The sequence below is a fragment of the Methylolobus aquaticus genome, assembly GCF_054172105.1.
Map to the genome: position 1 here is coordinate 74788 of NZ_JBSYXP010000013.1, position 14816 is coordinate 89603.

Annotated in this window: 13 protein-coding genes and 1 pseudogene; 8 read left to right on the forward strand and 6 right to left on the reverse strand. The window is 63.0% G+C overall.

Annotated features, from left to right (window positions below):
- Positions 1 to 27: 27 nt before the first annotated feature.
- A complete protein-coding gene (locus ACW73L_RS16695) occupies positions 28 to 768 on the reverse strand; it encodes an SDR family NAD(P)-dependent oxidoreductase (RefSeq protein ID WP_498923647.1) in 741 nt (246 codons plus the stop codon).
- A 262-nt stretch (positions 769 to 1030) separates the two neighbouring features.
- Here ACW73L_RS16695 and ACW73L_RS16700 point away from each other — a divergent pair, with 262 nt between their 5' ends.
- Positions 1031 to 1552 (forward strand): SRPBCC family protein, encoded by a 522-nt coding sequence (locus tag ACW73L_RS16700; protein WP_498923648.1) that lies wholly within the window; start codon positions 1031 to 1033, stop codon positions 1550 to 1552.
- Between the two features lie 370 nt (positions 1553 to 1922).
- Here the strand turns inward: ACW73L_RS16700 and ACW73L_RS16705 are convergent, their stop codons facing one another.
- Together ACW73L_RS16705 and ACW73L_RS16710 are read right to left on the reverse strand one after the other, a co-directional pair.
- On the reverse strand, positions 1923 to 4145 hold the full coding sequence (locus ACW73L_RS16705; protein ID WP_498923649.1) for a 6-bladed beta-propeller: 2223 nt from the start codon (positions 4143 to 4145) through the stop codon (positions 1923 to 1925).
- Positions 4146 to 4617: 472 nt separating this feature from the next.
- A complete protein-coding gene (locus ACW73L_RS16710; RefSeq protein ID WP_498923651.1) occupies positions 4618 to 5232 on the reverse strand; it encodes a class I SAM-dependent DNA methyltransferase in 615 nt (204 codons plus the stop codon).
- A gap of 214 nt (positions 5233 to 5446) precedes the next feature.
- Here ACW73L_RS16710 and ACW73L_RS16715 point away from each other — a divergent pair, with 214 nt between their 5' ends.
- The 7 genes from ACW73L_RS16715 to ACW73L_RS16745 all read left to right on the forward strand — a co-directional run bounded on the left by ACW73L_RS16715 (position 5447) and on the right by ACW73L_RS16745 (position 11833).
- Positions 5447 to 6058 carry a LemA family protein gene (locus ACW73L_RS16715; protein ID WP_498923653.1) on the forward strand — a complete coding sequence of 204 codons (612 nt, stop codon included), beginning with the start codon at positions 5447 to 5449 and terminating at the stop codon, positions 6056 to 6058.
- Positions 6059 to 6073: 15 nt separating this feature from the next.
- Positions 6074 to 7027 (forward strand): TPM domain-containing protein, encoded by a 954-nt coding sequence (locus ACW73L_RS16720; RefSeq protein ID WP_498923655.1) that lies wholly within the window; start codon positions 6074 to 6076, stop codon positions 7025 to 7027.
- Between the two features lie 4 nt (positions 7028 to 7031).
- The gene (locus tag ACW73L_RS16725) at positions 7032 to 7532 is read left to right on the forward strand and encodes a TPM domain-containing protein (protein ID WP_498923657.1); all 501 of its coding nucleotides are present in this window, start codon (positions 7032 to 7034) and stop codon (positions 7530 to 7532) included.
- 374 nt (positions 7533 to 7906) lie between these two features.
- The gene (locus ACW73L_RS16730) at positions 7907 to 8122 is read left to right on the forward strand and encodes a hypothetical protein (protein WP_498923658.1); all 216 of its coding nucleotides are present in this window, start codon (positions 7907 to 7909) and stop codon (positions 8120 to 8122) included.
- Positions 8091 to 8411, forward strand: a complete 321-nt coding sequence (locus ACW73L_RS16735) for a hypothetical protein (protein WP_498923660.1) — start codon at positions 8091 to 8093, stop codon at positions 8409 to 8411. Before ACW73L_RS16730 ends, ACW73L_RS16735 begins: the two co-directional genes overlap by 32 nt.
- A 352-nt stretch (positions 8412 to 8763) precedes the next feature.
- Positions 8764 to 10302 (forward strand): outer membrane protein assembly factor BamB family protein, encoded by a 1539-nt coding sequence (locus ACW73L_RS16740; protein WP_498923662.1) that lies wholly within the window; start codon positions 8764 to 8766, stop codon positions 10300 to 10302.
- 109 nt (positions 10303 to 10411) lie between these two features.
- Positions 10412 to 11833, forward strand: a complete 1422-nt coding sequence (locus ACW73L_RS16745) for an outer membrane protein assembly factor BamB family protein (protein WP_498923664.1) — start codon at positions 10412 to 10414, stop codon at positions 11831 to 11833.
- A 48-nt stretch (positions 11834 to 11881) separates the two neighbouring features.
- Here the strand turns inward: ACW73L_RS16745 and ACW73L_RS16750 are convergent, their stop codons facing one another.
- The 3 genes and pseudogenes from ACW73L_RS16750 to ACW73L_RS16760 all read right to left on the reverse strand — a co-directional run bounded on the left by ACW73L_RS16750 (position 11882) and on the right by ACW73L_RS16760 (position 14796).
- Positions 11882 to 12724, reverse strand: a complete 843-nt coding sequence (locus tag ACW73L_RS16750; RefSeq protein WP_498923666.1) for a F0F1 ATP synthase subunit gamma — start codon at positions 12722 to 12724, stop codon at positions 11882 to 11884.
- Positions 12708 to 14217: pseudogene (locus tag ACW73L_RS16755) on the reverse strand (F0F1 ATP synthase subunit alpha). The gene ACW73L_RS16750 and the pseudogene ACW73L_RS16755 overlap by 17 nt, the downstream one beginning before the upstream one ends.
- Positions 14218 to 14232: 15 nt before the next feature.
- Entirely contained in the window at positions 14233 to 14796 is a 564-nt protein-coding gene (locus tag ACW73L_RS16760) for a glutathione peroxidase (RefSeq protein WP_498923668.1), read from the reverse strand.
- Positions 14797 to 14816: the final 20 nt, after the last annotated feature.

The window sequence follows — 14816 nt, forward strand, 5'->3', positions numbered from 1 at the left end:
CGCCGAACCGTCGATGATGTGGCAGCGTCATGGCTTCACGGCCGGACGAACGGCGGAGAAGCCACCATCCACCGGCAGCACCTGCCCCGTGATCCAGCTCGCATCCGGAGACAACAACCAGGCCATCGCGGCCGCACCATCCTCGACCGAACCGTACCGTCCCAGGGGATACTGCGCCGCGATGTACTGCTCGGCATTGCCAACGAAGAGCCGATCCGTCATCGGCGAGCGCAGCAAACCCGGCGCGATGGCATTGATGCGCAGACCCTTCGGGCTGTAGGTTGCTGCTGCAGACCGCACCAGCGCCTCTATCGCCCCCTTGCACATCGCGATGGCTTCATGATTCGTGACGCCGATCCGCGCGACGACGGAAGACACCAACACCGCCGCACCCCGGGTATGGTGTTCCAGGCAGGCATCGATCCAGGCCCGAAGCGTGAAGAATGCGCTGTCCAGATTCGCGCTGACGGCCTGCCGAAACTGCTCGTCGCTGGTTTTGTGCAACGGCGCAATCAACGTATTGCCCGCGCAATGCGCGAGCGCCGCGGGCGGAGTGCCGAAGGCCGCGATGGCTTGCCGCATCGCCTCGCGGGCGCCTTCGGCCGTGGCGCAGTCGGCTTCGATGATTTGCGCTGCAGCTCCCGTGAAGGATCCCATCGAGGCAGCATTGCGCGTCACCAGGGCCAGCGCCCAGCCGGCACCGGCGAGACGATTGGCCAGCGCGCGACTGAGACCGCCAGATCCACCGGTAATGAGTGCATAAGACATGGTCTTGACCTCCAGAAAACAGAGCCGGACCGCGGTGGCATCGCCTCTGCAGCCCAGCGGCTTCACAGCCCAAGCACTGGATGAACCCGCGAAGCCACGCCGCTCGCCGCTCTGGTTAGACAGTCGAATGCCGCACACGTCCCCCGCGGCGCCAACGACCGTCCCGCTCTCGGGTCATCATACGGGATCACGGGCCGCTTGACCGGATGCACACGAATGAACGATATCGTGGGTTTTCGAGTCGAAAAGCCAAAAACAAGCTATGAAGGTCTACCGGATATATCGCCGCCAGTGGCTGCCTATCGATCACGATCAGGCCTGGGATTTCTTCTGGACTCCCCACAATCTCGAAGCGATGACCCCGCCCTTCCTGAACTTCCGGATCACCTCCGAGGTGCCCGACCGGACCTATAACGGTCTCATCATCACCTATCGCATCGCCGCGGTTGCCGGCATTCCGGTCACCTGGGTCACCGAAATCAAGCACGTCGTCGAACCGTTTCAGTTCGTCGATGAACAACGGCTCGGACCGTTCCGTTTCTGGCATCACCAGCACCGCTTTCACCCCGCCCCGGGTGGCATTGAAATGGAAGACGACGTCCACTACGTGATGCGCGCCGGATGGATCGGACGGCTGGTACATCGCCTTTTCGTCCGGCAGCGCCTCGAGCAGATTTTCGACTTCCGTCACGCCTATCTGCGGGCACGCTTCGGGCCGGCGCTCGCGGATCCTCCGGCCGTCTCAGGTAAACCGGACCAACCGCATCAAGGATCCTGCGACTAGACGGTTGATGTTGTCGCCATCGGCGCAGGGATGCGAATCCATGGCACGCAGGCCCCTGTTGCTGGCGGATGATTCGGGGATTGCGACGCGTAACACCGGATCAGGCTAGACCGGGCGAAAGACGGATGATGATGCTCCGGCAATCGTTCAGACGGCCGCCGCTGGGTCGCCGACGCGACGACCAGGAGTCGCCCGAGTGTGCCGAGGGCGACGGTTGCCGTTACCCTCGTTGGCGCCCGTGACGCGCCGCATGGCGCGGTCACCGCCTTCACCCAGTCACTTTGCCGGGGGCGGCAGCCGGTAGCATCGTCGTCCAACGCGCGAGCGGCGGCTCCCGCCGCCGCTCTTCCGGCAGGTGAAGGGCTGAGCCTTAAGGCTCGACCGGGGCCGTAACGCGAAGCCGGACGCGCTTCACACGCGTCTGACCACCTCCGCGAGCCTGAACATAGAGATCGTAGGTTCTGGCCGGGGTGTTGATCTTGGTATCCAGGCTCAGCGTGCTCGATCTCGGGGGAACCACGGCCGGCCGCGAGAACTCGTAGGTAGTGGCCGGCGGCTTGCCTGACAGCAGGCAAATATTGACGCGCTCCCGGCCGCTGTTCGGCCCGACCGCCGTGACTCTCGCCGTGTATTCCGCGACGGCGTCCTGCACGATCCTATTCAATGCTGGCGTCACCGACAGGCCCAAGCCGAACGCCTCGAAAACCTGGACTCGCTGGTTATAGCCATCAGTCACGAAGATCGTGTTGGTGGAACCGTCGAACGCCAAACCCTCGGGATTGTAGAACAGCCCGTCCGTCCCGATATTCGAGTAGCTGCCCCAACTCGTGATGAACTGGCCGGTGGATGCGAACTTCTGGATGCGGTTGTTGCCCTGATCGACGACGTACAGATTCCCCGCGGGATCGACAGTCACGCCGATCGGATTCGAGAACTGGCCCTTACCGCTGCCACTGGAGCCCCAGCGCGTCCGGAATACACCGTTGCTCGACAGCTTCTGCACACGACGATTGCTGTATTCGACCACATAGATGTCGTGGGTCTTCGGATCGACAGCGACGCCGGCCGGAGAGTTGAACCAGCGATTGCCGGAACCACTCGAGGGCGTAGGCGCATCCCCCGTCCAACTCGTACCATTCCCTACGCCCAACAGGAAACCGCCGGTGCTGCCCTGAAATTTCTGTACCCGGTCGTTGTATGAGTCGGTAACGTAGACCCAGTCACGGGCGGAATCCACTGCGATGCCGCGCGGGTAAGTGAATTGCCCGCTGAACTTGCCCGAGCCACCCCATTGACGCTGGTAGGTTCCATCCGGGGTGAAGACCTGAACCCGATGATTGTAGTAATCGGCCACGTACACTTCATGGGTAACGGTATTGACTGCGACCGCGATGGGTCGATAAAACTGTCCTGTCCCGGCACCGTAAACGCCCCACTTACGAAGGAAGTTCCCCGCCCGATCGAAAACCTGAATGCGGTTGTTGTTCTGATCGGCGACGAACACTTCACCGCTGGCCGGGTCGACAGCGACCGCTGTCGGGTAGTTGAAGAGCCCATCCGCTGCCCCGGAACTGCCCCATTTCGTCTGGAACAGGTAACTGATATCGGACGTCGACGGTTGGAAAATCTGCACGCGATGGTTCTGGTAATCGGCAACGACGACGCGACCCCGAAAATCGACAGCGACCCCGACCGGCCCGTCGAGTTGACCGGAACCTTTGCCCGTCCACCCCCAACTGGTCACGAAGCTCCCATCGCGGCGGAACACCTGCATACGGTCGTTATAGAAATCAGAGACATACAAATCGCCGCAACCGTCGAACGCCAGCGCGGCAGGGCCGTTCAACTGGGCTCCGGCAAAGCGACTGTCACCTGCCCCCTGCAGGCCCCACTTTCGCTGGAAGGTCCAGACGCCCCTGACCAGCCTGAAAACCTGGATCCTGTCGTTGTTGAAATCGGCCACATAGGCCAGACCCTCGGTGTCGATGGCAATGTCGTAAGGTGAGGAAAACCGTCCGTCGTCCGAGCCGGGACCGCCCCAACTGCCGTTGTTGGCACAATTCAGGCCGAGGCGGACGATCGCATGCGAACCGGTGTTGGCAACGAACACGGAATTGCCAACCGGATCTGCGCCGATGCCATACGGATTGTTCAAGCCCGGTGCCTCACAAATGAAGTTGCCGTCCGGATCGAATTTCTGAACCCGATCATTGCCGGTATCCGCAACCCACAGATTGCCCTGGCGATCGACCGCGATGTCCCGCGGATAGCTGAAGTAGCCGAGACCACTACCCGGCCCACCGAAATTGAATAGGAAATTGCCGTTGGCATCGAACTTGGACACGCGCTGGTTGTATTGATCCACCACCCAGATGTTGCCCGAAGCGTCCACCGCCGTTCCGTGCGGATAGGAAAACTCGTCGTTCAGATTGCCCTCGGACCCGATCAACCTAAGGGAACTGTAGCTCTCCGCGTTGGGCGCAACGAACCCCATGGGCTCCACATCGGCGGCAGGCGCCGGCCGCGATAAAAGGTTCGTGGCCAGCGCTGTGGTCAGCAGCAACGCAAAATGTCTAGCGAGTTTGGCAGCCATCGTGTTAGTGCTCCAGGGTTGGTTGGAGAAAGGACGTAGCGGTACACTTGCGGCGACTCCGGCATGGCAACCCCCGAACCCTGAGGACTGAACGTTCCAGCCGAACCGGCGGTTCCAGACACACCGGCCCCCTTACGCCTTGAGGCGTAGAACTCTAGGGGAATAACCCCTACAAGGCAATCGGAAATTTTACCCTCACCATCAGGCATTTCCTTTCTTGTCAGCGACCCGAAACACCGATCCACGAGGTCTGGACGGCGCTTCGAAAGCACCGGCGTCGGCTCGAGGGGAGCGCGACCCTCAACGCCTTTTTGCAGAAGGGATGCGAGTCAGGGTAGGCGCAGGCACTCGCTGTCGGGCTTCCATCAGATGAGACCGACGGTCTCGGCTACCGCGCCGCAAGCCGCTTGAAGGCCTGCATTGGCCATACCTGCGGAATCGACTTTCCTGGCGCTGAGTCGCGCCCGGCGACTCAGCGGGCGGCGCGCCATACGGTGGCGAGCCAGGGTTGCTGCGACCGGGGCAGCCCCGGGGGGCGGTAGTAGTGCGACAATTCGACGAAACCGGCCGCAATCAGGTAACTGCGCCAGGTGTCAAGTTCGTAGTAGCTCCCGTACCGGCCGCCATTCCAGCCTTCCTCGTCGTGCCCGCGCGGATTCGAGCTGAACAAGACACCGCCCGGCTTCAGTGTGTTCCGCAAGTCCCGGAGAACGCGTGGCAATTCGCGACTCGGGCAATGGAACAAACTCGCATTGGCAAATACGCCGTCGAAATGCGAGACCGGCAGGTCGAGCCCCAAAAAGTCCTGACACCAAACCTCGCAGCCGGTGCGATCCCGCGCCATTTCGACGAAGCGCTCCGCGCCGTCAAGCCCGATGGCGACATGACCCAGCGCCTTGAACGTCGCCAGGTCGCGTCCGGGTCCACAGCCCAGATCGAGAATTGCGTACGGCGGGTCCGCCTCAATGTGATCCAGCAGCGCGGCGATATTCTGGCTGACATCGTGATCCCGTGTCCCTTCCCAAAAGGCCTCGGCACGGTCGTTGTAGTGCGCCAGAGTCAACTTAGACGTAGTGGTGTCGGTCAAGGGCTTCGATCCTCCTTTGGAGATAGCCGCTCAAGCCAATCACCTAATGCGCGGCATGTCTACCACGAACCATCGCACCGCACCTCTGTCACCAGCAGGTGCATCCCGATCAACGTTCGGATGCGGCGAAAAAATGGCTCTTACATTCTCGATGGAGACGAGCCTTGTGGTAGATTCCGCCTTCGAACAGGGAAACCCATGGGGAGTAACCGAGATGTCGAAGTTCAAGTGGCTGGTGTTGACGATCCTGATGGCCTCAGCGCTGAGTGGCTGCGGCTACAACACGCTGCAGCAGCAAGACGAGCAGATCAAGGCCAGCTGGAGCGAGGTCGTGAATCAGTACCAGCGCCGCGCCGATCTGGTGCCTAACCTGGTGAACGTGGTGAAGGGCTACGCCGCGCAGGAACAGGAGGTGTTGACGAAGGTCACCGAGGCGCGCAGCCGCGCCGGGACCATCCAGGCGACGCCCGAGTTGCTGAACGACCCGGCGGCCTTCGCCAAATTCCAGTCGACACAGGGCGAGCTGTCTAGCGCTCTGTCACGCCTTATTGCGGTCTCGGAAAACTACCCGCAATTGAAGGCCGACGGCCTGTTCCGGGACCTGCAGGCCCAACTCGAAGGCACCGAGAACCGTATCACCGTCGCGCGCAACCGCTATATCAAGGCGGTTCAGGACTACAACACGACGGTCCGGACTTTCCCCACCAACCTGACCGCGCTGGCATTCGGCCATGGCTTGAAGCCGAATTTCACCGTAGAAAACGAAGCCGCGATTTCGAGCGCACCGACGGTCGATTTCTCGAAGCCCGCGCCGGCAAAACCCTGAGGCCTTGCCATCCCGATGCCATTCGGCCTGCTGCGTTGGCTGACCTTCGCGGTCTGCCTGCTCGGTTTCATCCCATGGAACCCGAGCCGCGCCGACGTCGCCGTTCCGCCGCTGACGGCGCGCGTCACCGACCTGACCGGGACGCTGGCGCCGCAGCAACGCCGGGAACTGGACCAGCGGCTGGCTGCACTCGAGCGCGAGAAAGGCAGCCAGATCGCGATCCTGATGATACCGACCACCCAACCGGAAACGATAGAACAGTACGGCATCCGGGTCGCCGACGCCTGGCAACTGGGGCGTTCCGGAGTCGACGACGGACTGATCATCCTGATGGCAAAAAATGACCGCAGCTTACGCATCGAGGTCGGACGAGGGCTCGAAGGGGTGGTACCGGATGCCGTCGCGAACCGGATCGTCGAGGACATCATGGTGCCCTACTTCCGGCACGGCGATTTCCACGGAGGATTGTCGGCCGGCGTCGACAGCCTCACGAAACTGATCCAGGGCGAGCCACTGCCGAAACCGAGCTGGCACGCGCCGAAGAGTGCCGAAGTCGACCTCGGCGCGGTTTTCTTTTCCTTCATCGGCCCGCTGCTGTTCGGCCAGTTGCTGCGGCTGATGCTCGGCCGGCTGCTGGCCGGTGCGCTGACTGGAGGCGCTGTGTACTTCCTGATATCGATGGTACTGGGCCTGCCTTCAGCGCTGGGACTCGCGCTCGGCTTCATCGCCTTCATCCTCGTCGTGGGTGACTCCGGGCGCGGCGGCGGGGGTTTCTACACCGGCGGCGGCTATGGCCGGCGCTATCGCTACCCGCGCGGCGGCTCCTACGGGGGTGGCTGGAGCGGCGGGGGCTACGTCGGGGGCGGTGGCTGGAGTACCGGTGGCGGCTGGAGCGGCGGCAGCGATTCCGGCGGATTCTCGGGCGGCGGGGGCGGCTTCAGCGGCGGCGGAGCTTCGGGACAATGGTAGACCCATGGCGCTGAAGCGCATCCTCAAGCATCTGTGGTTTCCCGACTGGACGCTCCGCCGGCGTTTTCCCGCACCAGCGCTGCGGACGATCACCGCGGTGATCGGCGAGAGCGAGCGAGGCCATTCGGGCGAAATCTGCTTCGCCGTCGAAGCTTCGCTGTCACTGGACCGCCTTGCTCGCGGACAATCGGCACGCGGCCGGGCGCTCGAGCTGTTCTCCCTGCTGCGGGTCTGGGACACCGAACACAACAACGGCGTACTGATTTATGTGCTGTTGGCCGATCGGGACGTCGAGATCCTTGCCGACCGCGGCATCGCCCGCTGCGCGCCGCAGGAGCGCTGGGCAGCCATCTGCGACCGCATGGAGGAAGAGTTTCGCGCCGGGCGCTTCGTCGACGGCGCGCTAGCCGGCATCCGCGAGGTTGGCGGGGAACTCCGCACACACTTCGCCGGCGAAGACCGACAAGGCGACGAATTGCCGAACGAGCCGCACTTACTGTTCTGATGGCCGCATCGGGCCGGCGATACGGACCGCGCGCAATGCAGGCTCCTTTACCCTCCACCGCCGCGCGGCAACACGGATTATTGCCGAAGATTCTTGTTAAATGGGAACCTGTTGCTCACCGGCACCAACTCCTTATGATCAGGGGCGGCTGTGGCTAAATTCACAGCCTCGGTCAATGCTGTTCCCCACTGGATGACGGAGACACCCTGACGAAACCCTTCGAGACTTTCCTGCTGCTCATCAGCCTGGGGCTGAGCTTCCCGGCTTACTGCGAGGTCGTGCTCGACGCCGACGACAACACGGCAACGCTTACGGGCGCCTGGACCCAGAGCTCGAGTTCGCTCGGCTACTATGGATCGGACTAGGCCACCGCCGTGGGTGGCGGGGCATGGCGCCGCCTCGGTTGCGTCAACCTGACCGCGGGCAGTGTCAGCGAAGTCCGGCTATCGGACGCAGGGAGCCCGGCCGGGACGCTCGTGGTCGCCGATGGCGTGCGCTGGGTATGGGAGGAAAGCTCCGCGCAGAATTTCTGCATCGCAGTGAACGGCGGTTTCGGCAGTGGCGGCACGACCTTCGTCGGACGCGGGTAACTGCAAGCCCTGGTCGGGCTTCACGAAGACCGCCGGCAGCATGATCGCCAATTCGAACGGTAGCGGCTGCACGTCCAGCGATGGCAAGGTCCTGACGGTCAGCGTATTCAGCACCAACCCTTCGTGGTTCGGCGCGGGCAATTTCGGGTCAGACCACATCCAGCTGTGCCCGGCCGGGGCTGCCGGCTGCCCGATCGGTGGCGGCGTCGACTCGGGAAGCTTCGGGGGACCTGCCGCCCCGACTGCCTGCACCGCAACCCTGCTGGATCTGCCCTCCATCCACGACTGAGGTCGCCGGGCGGAACACTTCCGCCCGAACTCGGTCGCATCAGCCCGGAGCATCCTGCCCAGCGATGTCTCCGGGCTGTTGCCGCATTGAAACCAAGCACCGGCACCTCCGGCCCAGCGGACGAGACCGCCAGCCCCATAAAGGCCGCCTCGCACACTGGGAATCAGCAGGACGGCCGGAACCAAAGCTCGTGGCCAGATCCGCCTACGATCAGCACGAATCCGTGTTGCCGAATTGACCCTTGGCGAGTATGGTTTCTGCGGCAGTCCTTGGGGGGGAGGGCTGACCGTGCCGCGAAGCTACACGGCAGCCCGACTGCCGGCATTGGCGTCATCGCAAAACCAGGTGAATCATGAAACGCCGATCCCCCATCAAGTGGACCATCGACTTTTGCGGCGCCCTGGCGCTGTGGCTCCTGACAGGTACCGCTCACGCCTGGGTCACGGTCGAACCGCCAGTGGCACCGCCAGCCGGCACCGTGACCGTAGGGGGCTCGCATTTCGGGCCCGACAGCCCGGTAGAAGTCTTCCTGAAATGGAAGCGCTGCTCTGTCAGAGCCGACGCGAAAGGTCACTTCTCCTGTACCTTCAAGGTTCCCAAAAGTCTCGAACCCGGCGCGCGCAACATCTGGACCGTCAACCGCGCCAACGGGCGATGGATCAGGACGCCGTTCACTGTGCAGTCAGTCTCAGCACGTACCGACTGGAACAACGAGGCTTTCGACGCCGGCCGCACTAGGTACAACCCCCACGAGATCATAATTGGCCCAACCAATGTCAGCCGATTGCAGCGCCTCTGGGAGATCCCCGGCACGTTGCAGATCGTTGCCGATGGGCTGGTATTCATTAGGCCCGCAGCGTTCTCGTGCATTTCGGCGCTGAACGAGACCGACGGATCCGAGCGGTGGCGAGTGACTGCTGAGCAGTTGGGCGGCGACCCACTCGGCATTCTCGCATCCGTCGGTGGTCGCCTTTATGTGGGAACGCAAGACGCCGAAGGTGGGGGCGTGGGCGTGGATGCGCTGCGGACGGACAATGGGATCCGCTTGTGGAGGACGACTTGGTGGACCTCTGACATGTACCCGAGGGTGAGCCTGTCGCTAGCAACCAGCCCCGACGTTCCCGATGCGCTCTACTTTTCGTCTTATGGGGTCGAGGTTGGAGGGAGTCACTTGTCGTTCATGGGCGCCCGAAGCGCAGCGGATGGACACGACATTTGGCACGAGGACAGCGGTACATGGCGGGTACCGCTACTGATGAACGGCTTGGCTTACTTCGACGGCAGATCCAGCGAGTTTTACGGAGATTATTTCCGAAATGCCGTGTTCCGAACCAGTGATGGAATGATCGTTCAAGACTCTGGCTATTTCCTTTGCCACTATGACTTCGGCTACTGCATTGATCTGAATGATGCATCTGAATCCCCCACTTCCCCACCCCCCCCTTTTGTGGCCGCAGGCTTCGGCTTGGTTGTCCGTGCCCGGGGAAGCGACCGCTGGCTTCGAACAGCAACGTTGTCTGTTTCCAAGGAGAGGGACCTGACGCCCCTGTGGTCATGGAGCGCGCCGGCTGAGGCAGCGATTGGCGCGCCCGCGTTGACGCCAAGCACACTCTACGTGTCAGTGGCTGCGTCCGATGAACTGCGGCTATATGCATTTGGGGCTGCGGATGGCGCGGCTCTATGGAGCCGGACGATCGCCGGTACCAGTACCATCCAGCCCACCGTAGCCAACGGCGTCGTTTACCTCGGCAATCGCGCCTACGACGCCCGCAATGGCGATTTGCTATGGACCAACCCGAAGCTCGTCGACACCGTGTCTCCCATCGTCGTCAACGGCCGTCTTTATGCGAACCAGACTGACGGTAACGTCTCGGCCTGGGGCCTCGACTGACCGCGAACGGTGGGCTCGCAGTCACGATCCGGCCGCAATTCGATGGCCCCCCCCTGCCCAACGCCTTGTCTCCGAGAGACAAGGCGCTCTCCTCTCCCGGAGCTCAACCATGAACAGTTCAGCCGTAATCAGGCGAATCGCAACCATCGGCACAGCACTCGGCGCAATGCTGCTTGCCGGCACCGCATACTCCTGGGTCACCGTCGAGCCGCCAGTGGCACCGCCAGCCGGCACCGTGACCGTAAGGGGCTCGCATTTCCGGCCCGACAGCCCGGTGGAAGTCTTCCTGAAATGGAAGCGCTGCTCGGTCAGTGCCGACGCGAAAGGTCACTTCTCCTGTACCTTCAAGGTGCCCAAAAGTCTCGAGCCCGGCGCGCGCAACGTCTGGACCGTCAACCGCGCCAACGGGCGATGGATCAGGACGCCGTTCACGGTAGGCGATGTGGTTGCGGAATGGCCGCAGTACCGCTATTCGCCGGAGCGCGCCGGAGCCAGCCTGAGCGAAGCCACTTTGGATCCCTCGAACGTCGCCGAATTGTCTTTGCGTTGGACATTTTCCACCGGCAGCTTCGTGCACAGCTCGGTTTCCCTGGCGAGCGGCGTGGCCTACTTCGGCTCGTTCGACGGCCACCTTTACGCGGTCGATGCCCGTTCGGGACAGCAGATCTGGCGCACTCCTGCCGGTGGCTTGATGAACACGGGCTCCCCGGCTATCGCTGGCGGCAAAGTCTACATTGGGGCTATCGACCATAGGTTCTATGCGTTTGACGCACTGACGGGGCGCCAACTCTGGTCCATCGACACCAGAGACGATCTTGAAGTCCAGTCACCGGTCGTCGTTGGTCATGTCGTCTACATCGGAGGCGGGTGCCCCGAGGCGAGCTGCTTTAATGGATTACGAGCGCTCAACGCCGATACGGGAACCGAGATCTGGAAAGTCAGGCTCGACGGTGGAGCAGCCACGGGTGCCACGGTCGCCGACGGCGTCGTCTACGTCGGATCGGGCAACGGCAACATCTATGCCCTCGACGCAGGAACCGGGGCGACGCTGTGGAAAACGCGGCTGGGCAGCAGCCAGATGAGCCTGTCCGCAGCCCTGGTCGACAACATCTTGTACGTCGGATCGAGCGGCGGAGCGGTTTACGCGGTCCGCGCCGGCGACGGATCGCTGCTATGGTCTGCGGCCTTGCCCATCAATAGCTTCAGCGGACCGGCCGTGCAGGAGGGTACCGTCTACATCGGTGCGGGTGTTTCTCTATATGCATTCGACGCGGCGACCGGTAAGCCACGCTGGTCGACTGACGTCGGCGGCCGAATCATCTGGTCGAGCCCGACGGTCGCGAACGGTGTTGTTTACGTAGGGTCCTACGACGGCGGGATCGTTGCCATTGCCGCGGCCGACGGTAGTCTCCTTTGGCGCGGGCTGCCAGGCCAGAACGTACTCCCGGCACCGACCGTCGTCGGCGGTGCGCTCTACGTCGGCTCCGAAAACGGCAAGGTACACGCGTTTGATCTGGGCGTCTCGGAGTAGGAGCTCAATAGCACTGCGGGCGCAAACCGCAATCGACCGAGACGGCCCTTAGCCGGAACCCGGCGCCACCAGATCAGCACCCAACAGAATCACCTCGAGTTCCTCGGTGATTTCTTCCTGACGCAGCGTCGACTGCCGGCGAGCCAGATCCGCCAGAGTCTCGTCCAGGCGCTGCGTCGCGCCTTCCAGGTGCTGCACGCGACGCTGGTGCTCGTGCAGTAGCGACGTGAACACGATGTGGTGCAGTTCGGCGAACAGGTATTGCTCGACGAGTTCCGAGAGAAAAGTCGGCGGGGCCAGATTGAGCCGCAGCGGATTGCCCGTGGCCGGTTGGGGCTGCTGAAGGTCGGAGAAGGCGGGTAGCAAGACCGTCTCGACGATGTGCCCAAACTCTCCGCCATGGTGCACGGCAATCAGGGATATCGCCCCGAGTTGCTCCGTGAGCCGGCCCAACAGCGATACGAGCTGTTGCAGCAACGACGGAACGTCGTCAGCCGTGGTGGGACCGTCCAATATCCGGAGGCGGTCACCGAGCGGGTCCAGATCACCCCCCAGCTTACGGCCGATGGCAACGACCACCGCAGGTCCTTCCCCAGCCAGCGCAAGCACCCGGTCGCGTACGAGCGCATTGAAGTCCCCGCAAAAACCCCGCTCGGTACCCATGGCGAGCAATACGGGCTGCGCCGGACCCGCGATCGGCACGAACGACGGGTAACTGGCCAGGAAATCCGCGGCCGCGGTCCGGATCGTCGCGACCACGGCGCGCTGGCAGTCGATGAACCTCGCAAGCTTGCGCGCCTCCAGCAGCGACAGCATCCGCATCGAGTCCATGATCTCGTCGACTTCACCCAGCGTGCGGATGCGGCGCTGCAGTTCATGCCGCCGGGTCATGGACCGTCTCGGTATGCGTCTCGAACCAGCGCTGCAAGGAATCGACCCACAGCGCGCGGGGCGCCTCGATACCCGGGCTGCGTCCGGACCATCCGTCGAACAGGCCCTGCAGCGTCGCAGCGACGCGGTCCAACGGCACCGCATCGAATAGCCCCTCGTTGAAGGCGATCAGCCAGGCCAACTGGCACTCGGGCGACAACGGCGCCAGCCTCTCCTGCTTCAATAGCTCGCGGAGAATCCGGCCCCGGCGGATCTTCCCCTCCATCCCGGCCTCCAGCTTGGCACCGAAGCGGGTGAACACTTCGAGTTCCAGGAATTGCAGATAGTCCAGCTTCATCCGGCCGGATTCGTCCTTGACGCGCGGATGCTGCGCTCGACCGCCGATCCGTGACACCGAGCGGCGAATGTCGACGGCCGGTCGGAATCCCCCGGCGAACAAGTCAGCGTCGAGATAGACCTGCCCATCGGTGATCGAGATCAGGTTGGTCGGGATATAGGCGCTGATCTCGCCCTGCATCGTCTCGACGATCGGCAGCGCGGTCATGCTGCCGCCGCCGTAGGCCTGGCCCAGGCTGGTCGCGCGCTCCAGCAAGCGCGAGTGTAGATAAAAGATGTCGCCCGGATAGGCTTCTCGCCCCGGCGGCCGCCGCAGCAGCAGCGACAGCTCGCGATAGGTGCGGGCGTGTGTGCTGAGATCGTCGTACACGACCAGCGTATCGCGACCCTGCGCCATCCAGGCCTCGGCGATCGCACAACCGGCGAATGGCGCCAGGTACTTCAGCCCCGGCAGCGCACCGGCCTCCCCGACGACGACCGTCGTGTAGGACATCGCATCATGCGCGCGCAACGTCTCAAGCGTACTCACGACGGTCGAACGTTTCTGCCCAATCAACACGTAGATGCAGGCCACGTCGCGTCCGCGCTGGTTGATCACGGTATCGATCGCAATCGCGGTGCGGCCCGTGCCTTCGTCGCCGACAATCAGCTGTCGCTGCCCCTTGCCGATGGGCACCAGCGAATCGATGGAGCGCAAGCCCGTGTAGAGGGGTTCGCGGACGAATTCCCTCGCGATGATCGGTGGCGCAAGAATGTCGAGCGGGCGCCGCTCGGCGGCCTCGATAGACCCCGCACCGTCCAGCGGCTGGCCGATCGGATCAACGACCCGTCCCGACAGTGCATCCCCAACCGGAATGCTCAGCGATTGACGCGCACGCCGAACGGGCGTACCCGCCGTCAGCGCGGCGCTCTGATGCAGCAGGATGGCGCCGATCTGCTGGGCCATCAGGTCGAAGACGACCGCCCAGCTGCCGTCTTCGAACTCCAGGACATCGTCCATGGCCGCCGACGGCAGGCCCTTGATCCAGGCAATCCCATCGCCAACAGACGCAACGACGCCCCGCTCCGACACCCGGAGCCCAAAGCGGTAGCCGGCCAGTTGTTCGGCTTTACGAGTCAGGAGTTCGCGGTTGGGCATGCGGAGGCGTTCGATTCATCCCGCCGCGCCCGAGTCAGCGCACCGGTCCGGCCGTGCCCACAGGCAGCAGTGCTTCGATCTGGCTCTGCAGTTCCGGGCTTTCGGGTGCGATCCGGGACGGAAACGCACGCATGACCTGTCCGTTGGCATCGATCAGGTATTTGTAGAAATTCCATGCCGGCGCTTGACCCGTTGCGGCGGTCAGCTTGCGGAAAAACGCATTGGCATTATCTCCCGTTACCGCCGTCTGCGCGAACATGGGAAAGGTCACGCCGTAATTGATATAACATACCTCTGCGGTCTTCGCCGGATCATCGTATTCCTGATCGAAGGCATCCGATGGGAACCCCAATACGACGAGACCGCGGTCGCGGTATTTTTGGTACAAGGCTTCGAGCCCCTTGAACTGCGGCGTGTATCCGCACTGGCTGGCCGTATTGACCGCAAGAATGACTTTGCCCCGATAGCTGTCGCAGAAGTCGACGGTTTCCTTACTGCGCAGCTTCTCGAGGGAAAAATTCAAAAGATCCGGGCAGGATTCGGCGGTCCAGGCCGTTCCACTGGCCAGCAGCAAGGCGAATATCCAGGCACTTTTCATGACTCATCTCCCATAGCGGT

Bases quoted from the DNA above. Each gene is read 5' to 3' on its own strand.
- ACW73L_RS16745 (WP_498923664.1), top strand. From the start codon at position 10,412: ATGAACAGTTCAGCCGTAATCAGGCGAATCGCAACCATCGGCACAGCA.
- ACW73L_RS16705 (WP_498923649.1), bottom strand. From the start codon at position 4,145: ATGGCTGCCAAACTCGCTAGACATTTTGCGTTGCTGCTGACCACAGCG.
- ACW73L_RS16720 (WP_498923655.1), top strand. From the start codon at position 6,074: ATGCCATTCGGCCTGCTGCGTTGGCTGACCTTCGCGGTCTGCCTGCTC.
- ACW73L_RS16740 (WP_498923662.1), top strand. From the start codon at position 8,764: ATGAAACGCCGATCCCCCATCAAGTGGACCATCGACTTTTGCGGCGCC.
- ACW73L_RS16725 (WP_498923657.1), top strand. From the start codon at position 7,032: ATGGCGCTGAAGCGCATCCTCAAGCATCTGTGGTTTCCCGACTGGACG.
- ACW73L_RS16760 (WP_498923668.1), bottom strand. From the start codon at position 14,796: ATGAAAAGTGCCTGGATATTCGCCTTGCTGCTGGCCAGTGGAACGGCC.
- ACW73L_RS16750 (WP_498923666.1), bottom strand. From the start codon at position 12,724: ATGACCCGGCGGCATGAACTGCAGCGCCGCATCCGCACGCTGGGTGAA.
- ACW73L_RS16715 (WP_498923653.1), top strand. From the start codon at position 5,447: ATGTCGAAGTTCAAGTGGCTGGTGTTGACGATCCTGATGGCCTCAGCG.
- ACW73L_RS16695 (WP_498923647.1), bottom strand. From the start codon at position 768: ATGTCTTATGCACTCATTACCGGTGGATCTGGCGGTCTCAGTCGCGCG.
- ACW73L_RS16700 (WP_498923648.1), top strand. From the start codon at position 1,031: ATGAAGGTCTACCGGATATATCGCCGCCAGTGGCTGCCTATCGATCAC.